Origin of the sequence: Mesorhizobium newzealandense, assembly GCF_042682145.1 — a bacterium.
Classification (GTDB): domain Bacteria; phylum Pseudomonadota; class Alphaproteobacteria; order Rhizobiales; family Rhizobiaceae; genus Mesorhizobium; species Mesorhizobium newzealandense.
Map to the genome: position 1 here is coordinate 170193 of NZ_JBHUGZ010000023.1, position 15611 is coordinate 185803.

18 protein-coding genes are annotated in these 15611 nt (G+C 62.2%); 14 read left to right on the forward strand and 4 right to left on the reverse strand.

Going from position 1 to position 15611, the window contains the following annotated elements; all coding sequences use genetic code 11:
* Positions 1 to 158: 158 nt before the first annotated feature.
* Together ACFSOZ_RS30515 and ACFSOZ_RS30520 are read right to left on the reverse strand one after the other, a co-directional pair.
* On the reverse strand, positions 159 to 536 hold the full coding sequence (locus ACFSOZ_RS30515) for a VOC family protein (protein WP_379104233.1): 378 nt from the start codon (positions 534 to 536) through the stop codon (positions 159 to 161).
* A 32-nt stretch (positions 537 to 568) separates the two neighbouring features.
* Positions 569 to 1105 (reverse strand): hypothetical protein, encoded by a 537-nt coding sequence (locus tag ACFSOZ_RS30520; protein WP_379104235.1) that lies wholly within the window; start codon positions 1103 to 1105, stop codon positions 569 to 571.
* Positions 1106 to 1190: 85 nt separating this feature from the next.
* Between ACFSOZ_RS30520 and ACFSOZ_RS30525 the strand changes: the two genes are divergently transcribed.
* Together ACFSOZ_RS30525 and gyrA are read left to right on the forward strand one after the other, a co-directional pair.
* Complete coding sequence (locus ACFSOZ_RS30525) at positions 1191 to 2042, forward strand: helix-turn-helix transcriptional regulator (RefSeq protein ID WP_379104237.1); 852 nt, start codon at positions 1191 to 1193, stop codon at positions 2040 to 2042.
* 334 nt (positions 2043 to 2376) lie between these two features.
* Positions 2377 to 5175, forward strand: coding sequence for a DNA gyrase subunit A (gene gyrA, locus ACFSOZ_RS30530; protein WP_379104239.1), 2799 nt, complete (start codon positions 2377 to 2379; stop codon positions 5173 to 5175).
* Positions 5176 to 5241: 66 nt separating this feature from the next.
* Here the strand turns inward: gyrA and ACFSOZ_RS30535 are convergent, their stop codons facing one another.
* Positions 5242 to 5394 (reverse strand): hypothetical protein, encoded by a 153-nt coding sequence (locus ACFSOZ_RS30535; RefSeq protein ID WP_379104241.1) that lies wholly within the window; start codon positions 5392 to 5394, stop codon positions 5242 to 5244.
* A gap of 194 nt (positions 5395 to 5588) precedes the next feature.
* On the opposite strand from ACFSOZ_RS30535, the gene coaD reads away from it, so the two are divergent.
* The 7 genes from coaD to tgt all read left to right on the forward strand — a co-directional run bounded on the left by coaD (position 5589) and on the right by tgt (position 10168).
* Positions 5589 to 6089: a pantetheine-phosphate adenylyltransferase gene (gene coaD, locus ACFSOZ_RS30540; protein WP_379104243.1), complete on the forward strand. Its 501-nt coding sequence runs from the start codon at positions 5589 to 5591 to the stop codon at positions 6087 to 6089.
* Between the two features lie 112 nt (positions 6090 to 6201).
* Positions 6202 to 6696 (forward strand): peptidylprolyl isomerase, encoded by a 495-nt coding sequence (locus ACFSOZ_RS30545; RefSeq protein ID WP_379104561.1) that lies wholly within the window; start codon positions 6202 to 6204, stop codon positions 6694 to 6696.
* Between the two features lie 27 nt (positions 6697 to 6723).
* On the forward strand, positions 6724 to 7236 hold the full coding sequence (locus tag ACFSOZ_RS30550; protein ID WP_195174493.1) for a peptidylprolyl isomerase: 513 nt from the start codon (positions 6724 to 6726) through the stop codon (positions 7234 to 7236).
* A gap of 12 nt (positions 7237 to 7248) precedes the next feature.
* On the forward strand, positions 7249 to 7698 hold the full coding sequence (locus ACFSOZ_RS30555) for a DMT family transporter (RefSeq protein ID WP_379104245.1): 450 nt from the start codon (positions 7249 to 7251) through the stop codon (positions 7696 to 7698).
* Positions 7698 to 8786: a tRNA preQ1(34) S-adenosylmethionine ribosyltransferase-isomerase QueA gene (gene queA, locus ACFSOZ_RS30560; RefSeq protein WP_379104247.1), complete on the forward strand. Its 1089-nt coding sequence runs from the start codon at positions 7698 to 7700 to the stop codon at positions 8784 to 8786. Before ACFSOZ_RS30555 ends, queA begins: the two co-directional genes overlap by 1 nt.
* Positions 8776 to 9045, forward strand: a complete 270-nt coding sequence (locus ACFSOZ_RS30565; RefSeq protein ID WP_379104249.1) for a hypothetical protein — start codon at positions 8776 to 8778, stop codon at positions 9043 to 9045. The genes queA and ACFSOZ_RS30565 overlap by 11 nt, the downstream gene beginning before the upstream one ends.
* Positions 9038 to 10168: a tRNA guanosine(34) transglycosylase Tgt gene (gene tgt, locus ACFSOZ_RS30570; protein ID WP_379104251.1), complete on the forward strand. Its 1131-nt coding sequence runs from the start codon at positions 9038 to 9040 to the stop codon at positions 10166 to 10168. Before ACFSOZ_RS30565 ends, tgt begins: the two co-directional genes overlap by 8 nt.
* Positions 10169 to 10171: 3 nt before the next feature.
* On the opposite strand, the gene ACFSOZ_RS30575 is transcribed toward tgt, so the two are convergent.
* A complete protein-coding gene (locus tag ACFSOZ_RS30575; protein ID WP_379104253.1) occupies positions 10172 to 10591 on the reverse strand; it encodes a DUF4864 domain-containing protein in 420 nt (139 codons plus the stop codon).
* Between the two features lie 273 nt (positions 10592 to 10864).
* Between ACFSOZ_RS30575 and ACFSOZ_RS30580 the strand changes: the two genes are divergently transcribed.
* The 5 genes from ACFSOZ_RS30580 to ACFSOZ_RS30600 all read left to right on the forward strand — a co-directional run bounded on the left by ACFSOZ_RS30580 (position 10865) and on the right by ACFSOZ_RS30600 (position 15513).
* A complete protein-coding gene (locus ACFSOZ_RS30580) occupies positions 10865 to 11101 on the forward strand; it encodes an Lrp/AsnC family transcriptional regulator (RefSeq protein ID WP_010909609.1) in 237 nt (78 codons plus the stop codon).
* Positions 11102 to 11395: 294 nt separating this feature from the next.
* Positions 11396 to 12808 carry a circularly permuted type 2 ATP-grasp protein gene (locus ACFSOZ_RS30585; RefSeq protein ID WP_167392123.1) on the forward strand — a complete coding sequence of 471 codons (1413 nt, stop codon included), beginning with the start codon at positions 11396 to 11398 and terminating at the stop codon, positions 12806 to 12808.
* Between the two features lie 21 nt (positions 12809 to 12829).
* On the forward strand, positions 12830 to 13771 hold the full coding sequence (locus ACFSOZ_RS30590; RefSeq protein ID WP_379104255.1) for an alpha-E domain-containing protein: 942 nt from the start codon (positions 12830 to 12832) through the stop codon (positions 13769 to 13771).
* Between the two features lie 85 nt (positions 13772 to 13856).
* Positions 13857 to 14651 (forward strand): transglutaminase family protein, encoded by a 795-nt coding sequence (locus ACFSOZ_RS30595; RefSeq protein ID WP_379104257.1) that lies wholly within the window; start codon positions 13857 to 13859, stop codon positions 14649 to 14651.
* A 130-nt stretch (positions 14652 to 14781) separates the two neighbouring features.
* Complete coding sequence (locus tag ACFSOZ_RS30600; RefSeq protein WP_111546470.1) at positions 14782 to 15513, forward strand: proteasome-type protease; 732 nt, start codon at positions 14782 to 14784, stop codon at positions 15511 to 15513.
* Positions 15514 to 15611: the final 98 nt, after the last annotated feature.

Sequence of the window (15611 nt, forward strand, 5' to 3'; positions counted from 1 at the left end):
CGCACCAGGATATTGGTAGAGCAAAGCCCGGTCGGTGGGAACTGTCAGCGGGACGAAACCGGAGACTTCGGCAACCCTTTGTCTTGACGCAATTCCCTGAGGAAAAGCGCTAAGCGCTTTTCCCGGGAAAACCGTTTCACACTTTTCCTGGAACTGCTTTAGCCGGCAGCGCCGCAATAGGCCTCGATGCGATAGCCGTCCGGATCGACGACAAAGGCGGCATAGTAGTTTTCGCCATAGTCGGCGCGCAGGCCGGGCGCGCCATTGTCGCTGCCGCCTTCGCGCAAGGCTCCGGCATGGAAGGCATCGACGCTGCCCCGCGTCGGTGCGGCAAAGCAGAAATGCAGGCCAGACTTTTCGTCTGATGGCACCGGTCGCGGCGCCTCGTTGACCCACAACGCGACGCCTTGCGCGCCATAACCCAACGAGCCCGGTGACTGGCTGAGACAGGTATAGCCGAGCGGCGTCAGCGCGGCATCGTAGAAGCGCCTGGAAGCGGCGGCGTCGTGAACACCGATCGAGATATGGTCGAACATGGTTTTCTCCATTGTTGCAATGTCTTGTCGCGTCAGATTGTTGCCATTCGGCACGCCAGGAATTCGACTTCCAGCCGCCATGTCGCGCCATTGTCGTGCGAGCGCTCGCCGAGCCAGCGGAAGGAATTCTCGGTGATCCGCGAAAAGCTCCAGCGCACCGAAGTGCCGGTGCCATCGGCGCCCACCTGCACGATGGTGTCGCCTTCGGCGCGGCCGAGCTGGCGGCTGTAATACTGGTTGCGGGGGTCGCTCCAGAAGATGTGCCAGGCATCCGCGGCGGGGTCGTAGAGGCGCAATGTCGTGCCGTAGAACGTCCATTTGCTTAGGGAAGGCGAGGGGCCGGCGTCGCGTGCGGGCAGGATCCACACATCCTGGATCGCCCGGCCTTCCAGCACCCAGCCGAAATGCACCTCGCCACGTCCGGTCAGCACCGTGCCATCCTCGAGATGGCGCGAGGCGTTAAACGTCCAGGCGCCGACGAAGCGGCCGTAAAGGTTCAGTTTTTCGGCAAGGCCGTCGACTGGTCCGAGACTGTGCAAGGCTTCGGCAAACGAGGATTGGTCGAACATGGTTCCGGTCTTTCTTGTCAGGAGACCGGGAGGAGTAGGCAGTGATGGGGTTCTGGGCTTGGGAAAAATTGCTATATTTCGAGTCATGACAGCGACCACGCACACTCTCGCATCCGGGGCCGGCTGGCACGTGGCGGATGTGATCTGCACGGCCAGCGCCGGTGACCGGCCGTTCGAGGAAGCACATCGGGATTTCTGTGTCGCCGCGGTCACCAGCGGCACGTTCCGCTATCGCGCCCAGCAAGGCACGGCGATGCTGGCGCCTGGCGCGCTCCTGCTCGGCAACCCCGGCACGTGCTACGAATGCGGGCACGAGCACGGCAGCGGCGACCGTTGCCTCTCGTTCCATTTCGGGCCGGCCTACATGGAACGCATCGTGGCTGGTGTGCCAGGCGCCAGGAAGCTGGCCTTCGAGGTGCCGCGCCTGCCGCCTTTGCCGGCCTTGGCGTGCTTGCTCGCCGAGGCCGAAACCGCTCGCGAGATGGCCGACATCGACGCCTTCGAGGAACTCGGGCTGCGCATTGCGGGTGCGGTGGCCACAGCCTCTGGCTCCACACCTGTCAAATGCGCGCCAAGCCGTCGCGATCAGAAACGGGTTGCCGAGGCAGTGCGGCGGATCGAACTCGATGCCGACGGACCGATTTCGCTTTCGGCGCTTGCCGATGAGACGGCGACCAGCCCCTATCATTTCCTGCGCATTTTCCGGCAGGTCGCGGGCATGACACCCTACCAGTTCCTGCTCAAGACCCGGCTGCACCGGGCGGCGGTGCGGCTGCGCATGTCAGACGAAGCGGTCTCGGCGATCGCCTTCGACGCCGGCTTCAACGATTTGTCGACGTTCAATCGTCGGTTTCGGCGCGTCATGGGTGAGACGCCGGGCCAGTATCGCTCCCGCCGAGCGGCCGCCCGCAAAGGCTCGCAGCACAAGGTGCGTTGAGATTCGCCATAGGTTCGGGAATGGCGATCGCAGCCAGTGTCACGCCCGCGATCAGATCGCCATTGAGATCCCGGGACCGCCAACCGCTCAACGCTCGCAAAGGCAGCCACGGTGTCCAATTCATCGCGCTCGTGGCTTTCGCTTGGGGAAAACGGTTCATTGCAGGCTTTTGCCCTGTGGTGGCGAAAACCGCCTTGGCCATATCGTCGCAATCAGTGGTATCCATTTGAAATTACCATCAAAAATGGCACTGGAAAAGTGCTGCGGACGTTGGAGTTTCGAGCTTGCTTCCTATATAAGCAGCAAGTGATTCCTGATTAGATTGTGATCCGATTTGACCGACCAAAAGACACCGCGCGGCGCCGACGGCGGCCCCACCGGCATCGAACCGATATCGATCGTCGAGGAGATGCAGCGCTCCTATCTCGATTACGCCATGAGCGTGATCGTCAGCCGTGCGCTGCCGGACGTGCGCGACGGCCTGAAGCCAGTGCATCGCCGCATTCTCTTCGCCTCGCATGAGAGCGGTTACCACTGGAACCGCAAATATGTGAAATCGGCACGCCCGGTCGCCGACGTGATGGGTAAATATCACCCGCATGGCGACGCCTCCATCTATGACGCCTTGGTGCGCATGGCGCAGGACTGGTCGCTGCGCGTGCCGCTGATCGACGGGCAAGGCAATTTCGGCTCGATCGACGGCGATCCGCCGGCGGCGATGCGCTATACGGAATCGCGGCTGACCAAGGTCGCGCACGAACTGCTGGAAGACATCGACAAGGACACCGTCGATTTCCAGGACACCTATGACGCATCCGGCAGCGAGCCCAAGGTTCTGCCGGCACGCTTCCCCAATCTGCTAGTCAACGGCTCCGGCGGCATCGCCGTCGGCATGGCGACCAACATCCCACCGCATAATCTCGGCGAAGTCTGCAACGGCGCGATTGCCATCATCGACAATCCGGCGATCGACCTGCCGGCGCTGATGGAAATCATTCCGGGCCCGGATTTCCCGACCGGCGGCATCGTGCTTGGCCGCTCTGGCATCTACAGCGCCTATTCGACCGGTCGCGGCTCCATCGTCATGCGCGGCAAAGTCAACATCGAGGCGCGCGGCAACGACCGTGAATCGATCATCATCACCGAGGTTCCCTACCAGGTGAACAAGTCGTCGATGATCGAGAAGATGGCCGAACTGGTGCGCGACAAGCGCATCGAGGGCATTTCCGACATCCGCGACGAGAGCGATCGCCAAGGTTACCGCGTCGTCATCGAGCTCAAGCGCGACGCCGTCGCCGACGTCATCCTCAACCAACTTTACCGTTTCACGCCGCTGCAGACCTCCTTCGGCGCCAATATGGTGGCGCTGAATGGCGGCAAGCCGGAACTGCTGACGCTGACCGACATGCTGCGGGCGTTCGTCGCTTTCCGCGAGGAAGTGATCACAAGGCGGACGAAATTCCTGCTGCGCAAGGCGCGCGACCGCGCCCATGTGCTGGTCGGTCTCGCTATCGCCGTCGCCAACATCGATGAAGTGATCAAGCTGATCCGCACCGCGCCGGATCCGCAGACGGCGCGCGAGCAGTTGATGGAACGGCGCTGGCCGTCCGGCGACGTCGAATCGCTGATCCTGTTGATCGACGATCCGCGCCATCGCATCAACGCGGACGGCACCTACAACCTCTCCGAGGAGCAGGCGCGCGCCATCCTCGAGCTGCGCCTGCAGCGCCTGACGGCGCTTGGCCGCGACGAGATCGCCGACGAATTGAACACGATCGGCGCCGAAATCATTGATTATCTGGACATTTTGTCGTCCCGCGCGCGCGTCCAGCAGATCGTCAAGGACGAACTCGCCGCCGTGCGCGACGAGTTCGGCACGCCTCGCCGCACCGAGCTCACGGACGGTGGCGCGGACATGGAAGACGAGGATCTGATCCAGCGCGAGGACATGGTCGTGACGGTGAGCCATTCCGGCTACATCAAGCGCGTGCCGCTGTCGCTCTACCGGGCGCAGCGCCGCGGCGGCAAGGGCCGCTCCGGCATGTCGACCAAGGAAGAGGATTTCGTCACCCGGCTGTTTGTGGCCAACACCCACACGCCGGTGCTGTTCTTCTCCTCGCGTGGCATCGTCTACAAGGAGAAGGTCTGGCGGCTGCCGATCGGAAACCCGCAGTCGCGCGGCAAGGCGCTGATCAACATGCTGCCGCTGGAGCAGGGCGAGCGTATTACCACCATCATGCCGCTGCCCGAGGACGAGACCAGTTGGGGCGAGCTCGACGTGATGTTCGCCACCACGCGCGGCACCGTGCGCCGCAACAAGCTTTCCGACTTCGTCCAGGTCAACCGCAACGGCAAGATCGCCATGAAGCTGGAGGAGGAGGGCGACGAGATCCTCGGCGTCGAGACCTGCACCGACAATGGCGACGTGCTCCTGACCGCCAGTTCCGGCCAGTGCATCCGCTTTTCAGTCGGCGACGTGCGCGTCTTCCAGAGCCGCAACTCGGTCGGCGTGCGTGGCATTGCCATGGCCGAGACAGACCGGGTGATTTCCATGGCGGTGATCGAGAATGTCGATGCGCCGCCGGCCGAGCGCGCCGCCTATCTGAAGCGGGCGGCGGCCGAACGGCGCCTTGCCGCCGGCATCGCCGCCGGCGAAGAGGAAGAGATCGCGCTGACCAACGAAGAGGTCGGCGAGGAGACGGAGCTTTCCGACGAACGCTACGAGTTCCTCAAGCAGCACGAACAGTACGTGCTGACGGTGACCGAGTATGGCTATGGCAAGCGCTCGTCGTCCTATGATTTCCGGCTGACCGGACGCGGCGGTAAGGGCATCCGTGCCACCGACGTGTCGAAGGTGGCCGAGATCGGCAGGCTGGTGGCGACCTTCCCGGTCGGCAATGACGACCAGATCATGCTGGTGTCGGATGGTGGCACCGTCATCCGGGTGCCGGTCAACGGTATCCGCTTCGCCAGCCGCGCCACCAAGGGCGTGACCATCTTCAATACGGCTGAAGGCGAAAAGGTGGTTTCGGTCGAGCGGATTTCCGAACCGCAGGCGGACGAGGAAATCGAAGACAGCGCCGGTGCCGAGATCGATCCGGCGGCGGATGCCGGCCCGGATGGTGCTGAGTAGGTCCGGCACCACGTTGACATAGCAACGCCGGCCCATCGGCCGGCGCGGCAGCACGCTCAGGCAATCTTAGTAGTGGCGATACGGCTTGCGGGGGCCGAAGCCTTCGAAGCGTTTGGTGTTGGCCCTGACGCGGACGCGTTCAGCTTCCTGATGCAGCCCGAATACAGTGGCGATCAGCATGGCGACGGTCATTGCGGTGGCGAGCATGTAGATCAGCATGTGCGTGTTCTCCTGCGCCTAACAACGGATAGATGGGAATTTGGTTTCATCTTATTAAGGTGCAACCTAGTGAACGCTGCGTGAAGGCTTCGTGATCAGCGTGTTCATCTGTCGTTCATGCGCCGGAAAAGGTTCACGCCCCGCTCACCAATCGGATTTGCCTTTGCGAGAGAGGCTCGCTAGAAGCACCAGCCATGACTGAACGCATCGCCCTCTATGCCGGCTCCTTCGACCCGCTGACCAACGGCCATCTCGATGTGCTGAAGGCGTCGCTGGCCGTGGCCGACATCGTCTATGCGGCGATCGGCATCCATCCGGGCAAGCAGCCGCTGTTTTCCTTTGAGGAACGGGTGGCGCTGATCGAGACCGCCACGAAAGCGGAATTCGGCCGTGACGGTACCCGCATCAAGGTCGTCGCCTTCGACGGGCTGGTCATCGACGCGGCCAGGAAGCAGGGCGCCTCGATCATGATCCGCGGCCTGCGCGACGGCACCGACCTCGACTACGAGATGCAGATGGCTGGCATGAACGAGACCATGGCGCCTGAACTGCAGACGGTCTTTCTGCCCGCCAGCCCGTCCGTGCGCACCATTACCGCCACACTTGTCCGCCAGATTGCCTCGATGGGAGGCGACATCCGCCCCTTCGTGCCGGCGGCGGTTGCCGGTGCGCTCACCGCCAAATTCGCTAAATAAAGACTCCGGAGAAAAACCCATGCAGCTGAAAAAGCTTGCCTCGCTCCTCATTGTGCTTGCCGGTCTTGTGACCGCATCGGTCTCGGCCTTCGCTGCCGATCCGGAAAACACCATGATCATCACGCTGAAGGATGGCGACGTCACCATCGCACTTCGGCCCGATCTCGCGCCCAAGAACGTCGCGCAGATCAAGAAGCTTGTGCGCCAGGGCGCCTATGACAACGTCGCCTTCCACCGCGTCATCGACGGCTTCATGGCGCAGACCGGCGACGTCAAGTTCGGCAACATTAAGAAGGGTTTTAGCGCCGAGGCCGTCGGAACCGGCGGTTCCGATCAGCCCGACCTGCCGGCCGAATTCTCGCAGACCGAGCACTACAAGCGCGGCGTGGTCGGCATGGCCCGCTCGCAGGACCCCAACTCCGCCAATTCGCAGTTCTTCATCATGTTCGCGCCGGCACCTCCACTCGATGGCCAGTACACCATCGTCGGCAACGTCGTCAGCGGCATGGAGCTGGTGGATCACATCAAGAAGGGCGACGAAGCGGACAATGGCACGGTCACCGATCCCGACCGGATGATCAAAGTGCGCATCGCCGCCGACAAATAACTCTGTTTTCTCAAAAGGATATCTGACATGGCCGAGATCAAGGACCGCGAAAACGCGCTCATCATGGAAACGACCAAGGGCAAGGTCGTCATCGAACTTTTCCCCGACCTGGCGCCCGGCCATGTCGCCCGCATCAAGGAACTGGCGCGCGAAGGCGCCTATGACGGCGTGGTCTTCCACCGCGTCATCGAGGGCTTCATGGCGCAGACCGGCGACGTCAAGTTCGGCAATTCGAGCAAGCCTTCCTTCGCACCGTCGCGCGCCGGCATGGGCGGTTCCGAGAAGCCGGATCTGAAGGCCGAATTCTCCAACGCCAATCATGGCCGCGGCACCTGCTCCATGGCCCGTTCGCAGAACCCGAACTCGGCCAATTCGCAGTTCTTCATCTGCTTCGACGATGCCGCTTTCCTCAACCGCCAGTATACGGTCTGGGGCCAGGTCATCGAAGGCATGGACAATGTCGACAAGATCAAGCGCGGCGAGCCGGTGCCGGACCCCGACAAGATCGTGTCGCTGAAGGTCGCGGCCGACGTCAAGTAAGGTAAAACGACAATGATGGGCGTCGTCTGGTCGCTTCTCGGCATCCTGTCCGGCGCCTTCATTGCCATTCAGGCGCCGATCAATTCGCAGCTGGCGCGCGGCCTGGGTCTGCCGGTCGCGGCGGCTGCGTTTTCGTTCCTGTCGGGCGCCGTCGTGCTCGGCATCATCTCAGTCACGGTGCGGAATCTGCAAGGCATCACGCTCGATTGGAAGGCGCCGGCGCCTTGGCTGTTCGTCGCCGGCGGCATGCTCGGCGGCTTCTATGTCACGCTGTCGACAATCCTCACGCCGCGCATCGGCGCCGCCGCCCTGATGGCATTTCTGGTGGCCGGGCAGTTGCTGGCCGGCATGCTCATCGATCGGGTCGGCTTCCTCGGCGTCGCGGTGCGTGAAATCTCGCTCGGCCGCGTCGCCGGCGCGGTGCTGCTGCTGGCCGGAGCGCTGCTCGTCCGGCTCTACTGATGCGCGTCGATCTTTTTGACTTCGACCTGCCGGAGGAGCGCATCGCGCTTCGCCCGGCAGAGCCGCGCGACACCGCCAAGATGCTGGTGGTCAAGCCCGGCGAAGGGCTCGACGACCGGACGGTTGGCGACCTGCCGTCGCTGCTGAGGGCAGGCGATGTGCTGGTGTTCAACGACACCAAGGTCATTCCGGCGCAGCTCAAAGGCATCAGGCGGCGCGGCGAGGCACAGGCTCAGGTCGAAGCCACGCTGCATATGCGCATGGCGCCGGACCGCTGGCTGGCCTTCATGCGGCCGGGCAAGCGCATTGCCGCCGGCGACCGCATCCATTTCGGCCACGACGGCAATTCCTGTTTCCTCGGCCAGCTTGACGCCACCGTGATCGAGAAGGGCGAGGGCGGCGAGGCGCTGCTCGGCTTCGACCTGTCGGGACCCTTTCTGGACGAGGCGCTGCATGCGGTCGGCCACATTCCGCTGCCGCCCTATATCGCCTCGAAGCGCGATGACGACGAACGCGACCGGGCCGATTACCAGACCATCTATGCAAGGGAGGAAGGCGCCGTTGCGGCACCCACGGCGGGCCTGCATTTCACGCCTGAGCTTTTTGCGGCACTCGACGCCAAGGGTGTCGAGCGCCGCTTCGTCACGCTGCATGTCGGCGCCGGCACGTTCCTGCCGGTGAAGGCAGATGACACCGCAGACCACAAGATGCATGCCGAGACCGGTTCGGTCAGCGAGGCCACCGCCGACGCGCTCAATGCTGCCAGGGCGAGAGGCGGGCGTATCGTCGCCGTCGGCACGACATCGCTGCGCCTGCTGGAGAGTGCCGCGCTGGCAGATGGCACGCTCGCCGCGTGGTCCGGTCCGACCGACATCTTCATCACGCCCGGCTACCGCTTTCGCACCGCCGACATGCTGATGACCAATTTCCACCTGCCGCGCTCGACCCTGTTTATGCTGGTTTCGGCCTTCAGTGGCCTCGACACGATGCGTGCTGCCTATGCGCATGCCATCGAGAACCATTACAGGTTCTACTCCTATGGCGACGCAAGCCTGCTTTATCGGGCGGAGATGAGCGATGGACGATGATCTGCAAGCCTTTGATCGCGAAAGCCTGATCGCGGAAGTGAAAAAATTGCGCGCCGGCATTCGCCGGCATCGTGACGCCACCGGCCATGACCTCTGCTGGCATCATCCGGACCTGTGGGACCTGTTGCCGGAAAAGACCGAGCCATCGATCGCCGTACCGCCCTGGCCCAGATTCATGCGCGGCTGCATCCAATACCGCCAGTCGCTCGACAACCAGGCCCCTGGCGCCCCGGTTCACGACAAGGAATTCAATGGCTAAGCCGTTCAGCTTCAAGGTTCTGGCGACCGACGGCAAGGCGCGGCGCGGCGTGATCGACATGCCGCGCGGCGAAATTCGCACGCCGGCCTTCATGCCGGTCGGCACCGGCGGCACGGTCAAGGCCATGTACATGGATCAGGTGCGCGGCGTCGGCGCCGACATCATCCTTGGCAACACCTATCATCTGATGCTGCGGCCCGGCGCCGAGCGCGTGGCGCGGCTCGGCGGGCTGCACGAATTCGCCCGCTGGCCGCATCCGATCCTGACCGACAGTGGCGGTTTTCAGGTGATGTCACTGTCGAAACTGAGGAAGTTGACCGAAAAGGGCGTCACCTTCCGCTCGCACATCGACGGCGCCGCCTACGAAATGTCGCCGGAACGCTCGATCGAGATCCAGGGGTTGCTGGATTCCGATATCCAGATGCAGCTCGACGAGTGCACGGCGCTGCCGGCCGAGATGAAGGAGATCGAGCGCGCCATGGAGCTGTCGCTTCGCTGGGCCGAGCGTTGCAAGACGGCGTTCGGCGACCAGCCGGGCAAGGCGATGTTCGGCATCGTGCAGGGCGGCGACAATGCAGAGCTCAGGGTGCGTTCGGCGCAAGCGCTGAGCGCGATGGAACTGAAGGGCTACGCAGTTGGCGGCCTGGCCGTCGGCGAACCGCAGGCGGTGATGCTCGAGATGCTCGACATCACCTGTCCGGAACTGCCGGCGGACAAGCCGCGCTATCTCATGGGCGTCGGCACGCCGGACGATATCCTGAAATCGGTGGCGCGCGGCATCGACATGTTCGACTGCGTGATGCCAACGCGGGCCGGCCGGCACGGCCTTGCCTATACCAGGCGTGGCAAGGTCAATTTGCGAAACGCCCGCCATGCCGACGATCCGCGCCCGCTTGACGAGGAAAGCGATTGCCCGGCGGCACGGGACTACTCACGCGCCTATCTGCATCATCTGGTGCGCTCGCAAGAGGCGCTCGGCGCCATGCTCCTGACCTGGAACAACCTTTCCTACTATCAAAAGCTGATGCAGGACATCCGCGCTGCGATCGAGGCCAAGGCCTTCGAGGCACGCGCGGCCGAGATCACTGAAGGCTGGGCAAGGGGCGATATCCCCGTCGTATGACGCTCAAGTGCTGAGCGAAGTCGAGGCGCGCAGGCTGCAGCCGGTGATCTGGAAGGTGCCATCGGGCTGTTGCTGCAGCGTGTAGACCGCCTCGTAGTCCTTGCCGTCGGGGCCGACGATCAGCACCTGCTGGACGATCGAGGTCGGGCTTGTCTCCTCGACCTTGCCGAAGGAGTAGGTCTGCGGCTTGCGCACCGGCGGATAGCCGTTGGTCACCATGTTCATGAAGGTGTCGACTGTCGGGAAGATCTGCTTCACGTTGGGTGCGGCGAAGCTGTAGGCGGTGGCGCCGTCATTGGCGATGAAGGCTTTTAACTGGCCGTCGATGGCGGCTTGCGCCGCCTTGACCTCGGCATCGCCGGCAAACGCCGGAGTGGCCAGGATGAGCGGAACGAACGCGAATGCGAAAAACATGCGGCGCATGGCCTGTCTCCGTTGTCCCTCGAAGGCTGCCTCTCCAAAAAGACGTTCACGAGGCATCCTAACATACGCTTGGCGGCGCTTCACGGTTTCAGCGATGGCGAATATTCGTCTCGCCTCGATGGATTCCGAGCATCGCGCAGCATGTCGGTGGCGGAGCTGCGGGAAGCCGTAGCCCAGGACCGGGCTGGCCGAGCATTCATTCCAACGCTTGAAAGCCCGCCTCCAGTCTGCCAGAAGGGCCGCTTGGACTTGGACGTTTAGCGGGACGAAGCCATGAAGGCGTTTTTCGTGCAGATCAAATGCGAGCTCGGCAAATCCTACGAGGTTGCCAGCGCGCTTGCCGACGCCGAGATCGCCTCGGAGATCTACTCCACCGCCGGCAATTACGATCTGCTCGCCAAATTCTATGTCGACGACGAGGAAGATGTCGGCCATTTCGTCAACGAAAAGGTGCAGATTCTTCCCGGCATCAAGGACACCTTCACCGTCGTCACGTTCCGCGCCTTCTAGAGCCCGTTCCATCCCGACAGAATCGGGATGGGGCTCTATCTCTTTGTTTGAGCACGATCTCTGGACAAACGGTTTCCGTTTGACCGAGAAATCCGGACCCCATTTTTCGGGATCATGCTCCAGCCGCTGAACGCACCTGCCCGGGCACAAGGCAAAGCCTGACCAAGGTCATATTTCTGCTGCCTCAATTTTGGGCAGCCGCAACATACTGATCGTCCTTATCCCTCAAATCACCGATTGCGCTTGATTTTCTCCGACGACGCCAGTGAAATGGCGTCACAGGGGAGTATGCGATTGGCAGCGTTCGATGAAATGCTTCCGGAAGTCTCCGGATTGAGAAGACCGTATTCGGCTTATGATCGCTGGCTGAAGGAGCAGGATCCGGCCAGGCTTACCGAGAAGATGCAGGACGCCGAACGCGTCTTCCGCAAGACCGGCATCACCTTCGCCGTCTATGGCGAGCAGGAAGCCTCCGAACGGCTGATCCCGTTCGACATCGTTCCCCGCATCATCTCGGGCAATGAATGGCGGCGCCTCACGCAAGGCATCGAGCAGCGCGTGCAGGCGCTGAACGCCTTCCTCGACGATATCTACCATCGCCAGGAGATCCTGCGGGCAGGGCGCGTTCCCAGGGAATTGATCGCCAAGAACGAGGCGTTTCTGCCGGAAATGATTGGGGTCAGGCCGCCGGCCGGCGTCTACACCCACATCATTGGCGTCGACATCGTCCGCATCAGCGAGGACGAATTCTATGTGCTGGAGGACAATGCGCGCACGCCTTCCGGTGTCTCCTACATGCTGGAGAACCGTGAAACGATGATGCAGCTGTTCCCCGAGCTGTTCCAGAAGATCAAGGTGCGGCCGGTGGAGAACTATCCGCAGCTCCTGCGGCAGTCGCTGGCGGCAGTGCGGCCGCAAAGCACCAAGGGCACGCCGACCATTGCCGTGCTTACGCCCGGCAGTTTCAACTCGGCCTATTTCGAACACGCCTTCCTTGCCGACCAGATGGGCGTGCAACTGGTTGAGGGCCAGGATCTGCGCGTTGTCGACGGCCATGTCGCGATGCGCACGACGGAAGGCTACAAGCAGATCGATGTGCTTTACCGCCGCGTCGATGATTCTTTCCTCGACCCGCTCACCTTCCGGCCGGATTCGGCGCTCGGCATACCTGGTATCATGGATGTCTACCGCGCCGGCAACATCACCATCGCCAATGCGCCGGGCACCGGCATCGCCGACGACAAGGCGATCTATTCCTACATGCCCGAGATCGTCGAATTCTACACCGGCCGCAAGGCGATCCTCGGCAACATCCCGACCTGGCGCTGCTCGGAGCCGGACAGCCTGAAATACGTGCTCGAGCATATCGACGAGCTGGTGATCAAGGAGGTCCACGGTTCCGGCGGCTACGGCATGCTGGTCGGACCCGCCGCGACAAAGAAGGAATGCGAGGATTTTTCCAAGAAACTTGCGGCAAAACCGTCGAACTACATCGCCCAGCCGACGCTGGCGCTGTCGACTTGCCCGATCCTGACCGACAAGGGCCTGGCGCCGCGCCACGTCGATCTGCGGCCCTATGTGCTGGTTTCCGACCGTATCCAGATCGTGCCCGGCGGGCTGACGCGCGTCGCGCTCAAGGAGGGTTCGCTGGTCGTCAATTCCTCGCAGGGCGGCGGCACCAAGGATACGTGGGTGCTGGATGATTGATTTTCACTTGAAGGGTTTTGGATGCTTTTAGGCCGCACCGCCAACGGGCTTTACTGGATGAACCGCTACATCGAGCGGGCTGAAAACATGGCGCGCCTTGTTGATGCCGGCCTGCGCATGGCGCTGACCCGCACCCAGAGCGCCTCGGAGGAATGGAATTCGGTGCTGCTCAGCGCCGGCTCAGACGTCGCCTTCACGCAGAAATACCAGGACTATACCGCAGCCAATGTCGCCGACTTCCTGTTGCGCGACACGTCGAACCCGTCGAGCACGATGGCGGCGATCGAGACGGCCCGCAACAATGCCCGCATGGTGCGCACCGCGCTGACGCGTGAGACCTGGGAAAGCATCAACGAAGCCTGGATGTCGCTGAAGCGGATGCTGGCAAGGCCGATCGACGAACGCGACCTGCCGAGCGTGCTCGATGCGATCAAGCGCGAGACGGCGCTGATCCGCGGCTCGTTCTACGGCACAATGCTGCGCAACGAGATCTTCGACTTCTCGCAGCTCGGCACCTATGTCGAGCGCGCCGACAACACAGCGCGCATTCTCGACGTGAAATACTACGTGCTGTTGCCGTCGATCTCCTGGGTCGGCTCGACGCTCGACAATTATCAGTGGGAATCGATCCTGCGCTCGGTGTCGGCGCACCGTTCCTATCGCTGGGTTTACGAGGCCGACTACAAGCCGACCAACATTGCTGACTATCTGATCCTCAATGTCCGCATGCCGCGTTCGCTGACCTTCTGCTATCGCTTCCTGGCCGAGCATCTGAAATTCCTCGGCGATGACTATGGCGAACGCCATGCCTGCCATGCGACAGCCGACAAGACGCAAGCCATGCTGCGAGCCGGGTCGATCAAAGACATATTCGACGCCGGCTTGCATGAATTCCTGGCCAATTTCATTCGTGAGAACACCAGACTAGGCGACGAGATCGCACAAGATTACCGGTTCAATTGAGCATGATCCCGAACCGAAGGACCGCGATAGCGAAAAGTGGGAAGCGGTTTCCGGACGAGATCGTGCTCACAAACGGAAAAAAAGCATGCGGCTGAAGATCACCCACCGGACCGAATACCGCTACGATGCACCGGTGCACTACCTGCTGCAGCGGCTGCGGCTGCTTCCGGTCAGCGGATCGACGCAGACCGTTCTGTCCTGGGCGCTGGCCATTGAAGGCGCGCGCGAAGAGGTTCGCTTTGTCGACCATTTCGGCAACGACACACGGCTGTTGAGCGTCGAGGGGGAGCGCGATTTCATCACGGTGGAAGCGGCGGGCGAAGTGGTGACGCGCGACACCGCAGGCGTCTCCGGACCACACCAGGGCTTTACACCGCTGTGGCTGTACAGCCATGAAACGCCGTTGACGGCTATCGGCGATGGTATCCGCGAACTCGCCGCATCGGTCGGCAAGGGCACGGACATCGAGCGGCTGCATCGGTTGATGGCGATGATCGGCGAGCGCGTCACTTACACGCCCGGCACCACCAATGCCGCGACACCGGCAGAGGAAGCGTTGGCGCTCAAGACCGGTGTATGCCAGGATCACACCCATATCTTTGCCGCCGCGGCGCGCGCCATGGGCTTTCCGGCCCGCTATGTCAGCGGCTATCTGATGCTGGATTCGACCATCGAGCAGGCCGCGAGCCATGCCTGGGTCGAAGCGCATGTTGCGGGTCTAGGCTGGGTTGCTTTCGATGCTGCTAACGGCATTTCGCCCGATGAGCGCTATGTAAAGGTAGCAACCGGCCGCGACTACCGCGACGCCACGCCGGTGTCGGGAATTCGGCTGGGACAGGCGGAAGAACAGCTTTCGGTCACCGTCACGGTGGAGCAGTAATCCCCCAAGATGCCGCCGGAACAATTCCAGGAAAAGCGCGTAGCGCTTTCCCTAGGGAATTGCATCAAAACAAGGAAATAGAGCGGTTCGGCGTTTCCGCGAAACGATGAATCGCTCTAGAAGAGATTCCATGACATATTGCGTCGGCCTTAAGATCGATCGCGGGCTCGTGTTCATGTCGGACACGCGCACCAATGCGGGCATGGATTCGATTTCCACCTTCCGCAAGATGCATGTCTGGGAGCAGCCGGGCGAGCGCGTCATCGTTCTGATGTCGGCCGGTAACCTGGCGACGACGCAGGCTGTGGTCAGCCTGCTCGATGAGCGCACCAAGGCAATTGCCGACCGTCACGCCACGCTGCTGGAGACACCGTCGATGTATCAGACGGTGCGGCTCGTCGGCGATACGGTCAAGGAGGTCATCGCCAGCTCGTCGCCTGCCGGCGAGAAGGCAGATTCCTACTTCAACGCCTCCTTCATCCTCGGCGGCCAGATCAAGGGCAGCGAGCCGCGCCTGTTCATGATCTATCCCGAAGGCAACTTCATCGAATCGACCGATGACACGCCGTTCTTCCAGATCGGCGAGACCAAATATGGCAAGCCGATCATCATCCGCGCCTACGAAAAGACGATGAGTCTCGCCGAGACGGTGAAGCTGCTCCTGGTGTCGTTCGATTCAACACTGAAGTCGAACCTGTCGGTCGGCTTGCCGCTCGACCTGCTCTTCCTGGAGAAGGATGCTTTCAAGGTCGGGCTGAAGAAACGGATCGGCCAGGACGACCAGTACTACCGCACGATCTCGGATGGCTGGTCGAGTGCGCTGAAGACAGCGTTTGCCAGCCTGCCCGATTTCCCGGGGTAGGGTGCGCGGCATTCGCCGGCACTTGCACATAATTCACATGTTAAATAATATCGGATATCAAAGAGCCAGCCGTCACGGGCTGCGGCGAAAAATCCTGT

Excerpts from the sequence above, each read along its gene's own strand:
- coaD (WP_379104243.1), top strand. The coding sequence starts at position 5,589 with ATGACTGAACGCATCGCCCTCTATGCCGGCTCCTTCGACCCGCTGACC.
- ACFSOZ_RS30520 (WP_379104235.1), bottom strand. The coding sequence starts at position 1,105 with ATGTTCGACCAATCCTCGTTTGCCGAAGCCTTGCACAGTCTCGGACCA.
- ACFSOZ_RS30595 (WP_379104257.1), top strand. The coding sequence starts at position 13,857 with ATGCGGCTGAAGATCACCCACCGGACCGAATACCGCTACGATGCACCG.
- ACFSOZ_RS30575 (WP_379104253.1), bottom strand. The coding sequence starts at position 10,591 with ATGCGCCGCATGTTTTTCGCATTCGCGTTCGTTCCGCTCATCCTGGCC.
- ACFSOZ_RS30545 (WP_379104561.1), top strand. The coding sequence starts at position 6,202 with ATGATCATCACGCTGAAGGATGGCGACGTCACCATCGCACTTCGGCCC.
- ACFSOZ_RS30590 (WP_379104255.1), top strand. The coding sequence starts at position 12,830 with ATGCTTTTAGGCCGCACCGCCAACGGGCTTTACTGGATGAACCGCTAC.
- ACFSOZ_RS30600 (WP_111546470.1), top strand. The coding sequence starts at position 14,782 with ATGACATATTGCGTCGGCCTTAAGATCGATCGCGGGCTCGTGTTCATG.
- tgt (WP_379104251.1), top strand. The coding sequence starts at position 9,038 with ATGGCTAAGCCGTTCAGCTTCAAGGTTCTGGCGACCGACGGCAAGGCG.
- ACFSOZ_RS30580 (WP_010909609.1), top strand. The coding sequence starts at position 10,865 with ATGAAGGCGTTTTTCGTGCAGATCAAATGCGAGCTCGGCAAATCCTAC.
- ACFSOZ_RS30515 (WP_379104233.1), bottom strand. The coding sequence starts at position 536 with ATGTTCGACCATATCTCGATCGGTGTTCACGACGCCGCCGCTTCCAGG.
- ACFSOZ_RS30535 (WP_379104241.1), bottom strand. The coding sequence starts at position 5,394 with ATGCTGATCTACATGCTCGCCACCGCAATGACCGTCGCCATGCTGATC.
- queA (WP_379104247.1), top strand. The coding sequence starts at position 7,698 with ATGCGCGTCGATCTTTTTGACTTCGACCTGCCGGAGGAGCGCATCGCG.
- ACFSOZ_RS30525 (WP_379104237.1), top strand. The coding sequence starts at position 1,191 with ATGACAGCGACCACGCACACTCTCGCATCCGGGGCCGGCTGGCACGTG.
- ACFSOZ_RS30565 (WP_379104249.1), top strand. The coding sequence starts at position 8,776 with ATGGACGATGATCTGCAAGCCTTTGATCGCGAAAGCCTGATCGCGGAA.
- ACFSOZ_RS30555 (WP_379104245.1), top strand. The coding sequence starts at position 7,249 with ATGATGGGCGTCGTCTGGTCGCTTCTCGGCATCCTGTCCGGCGCCTTC.
- ACFSOZ_RS30550 (WP_195174493.1), top strand. The coding sequence starts at position 6,724 with ATGGCCGAGATCAAGGACCGCGAAAACGCGCTCATCATGGAAACGACC.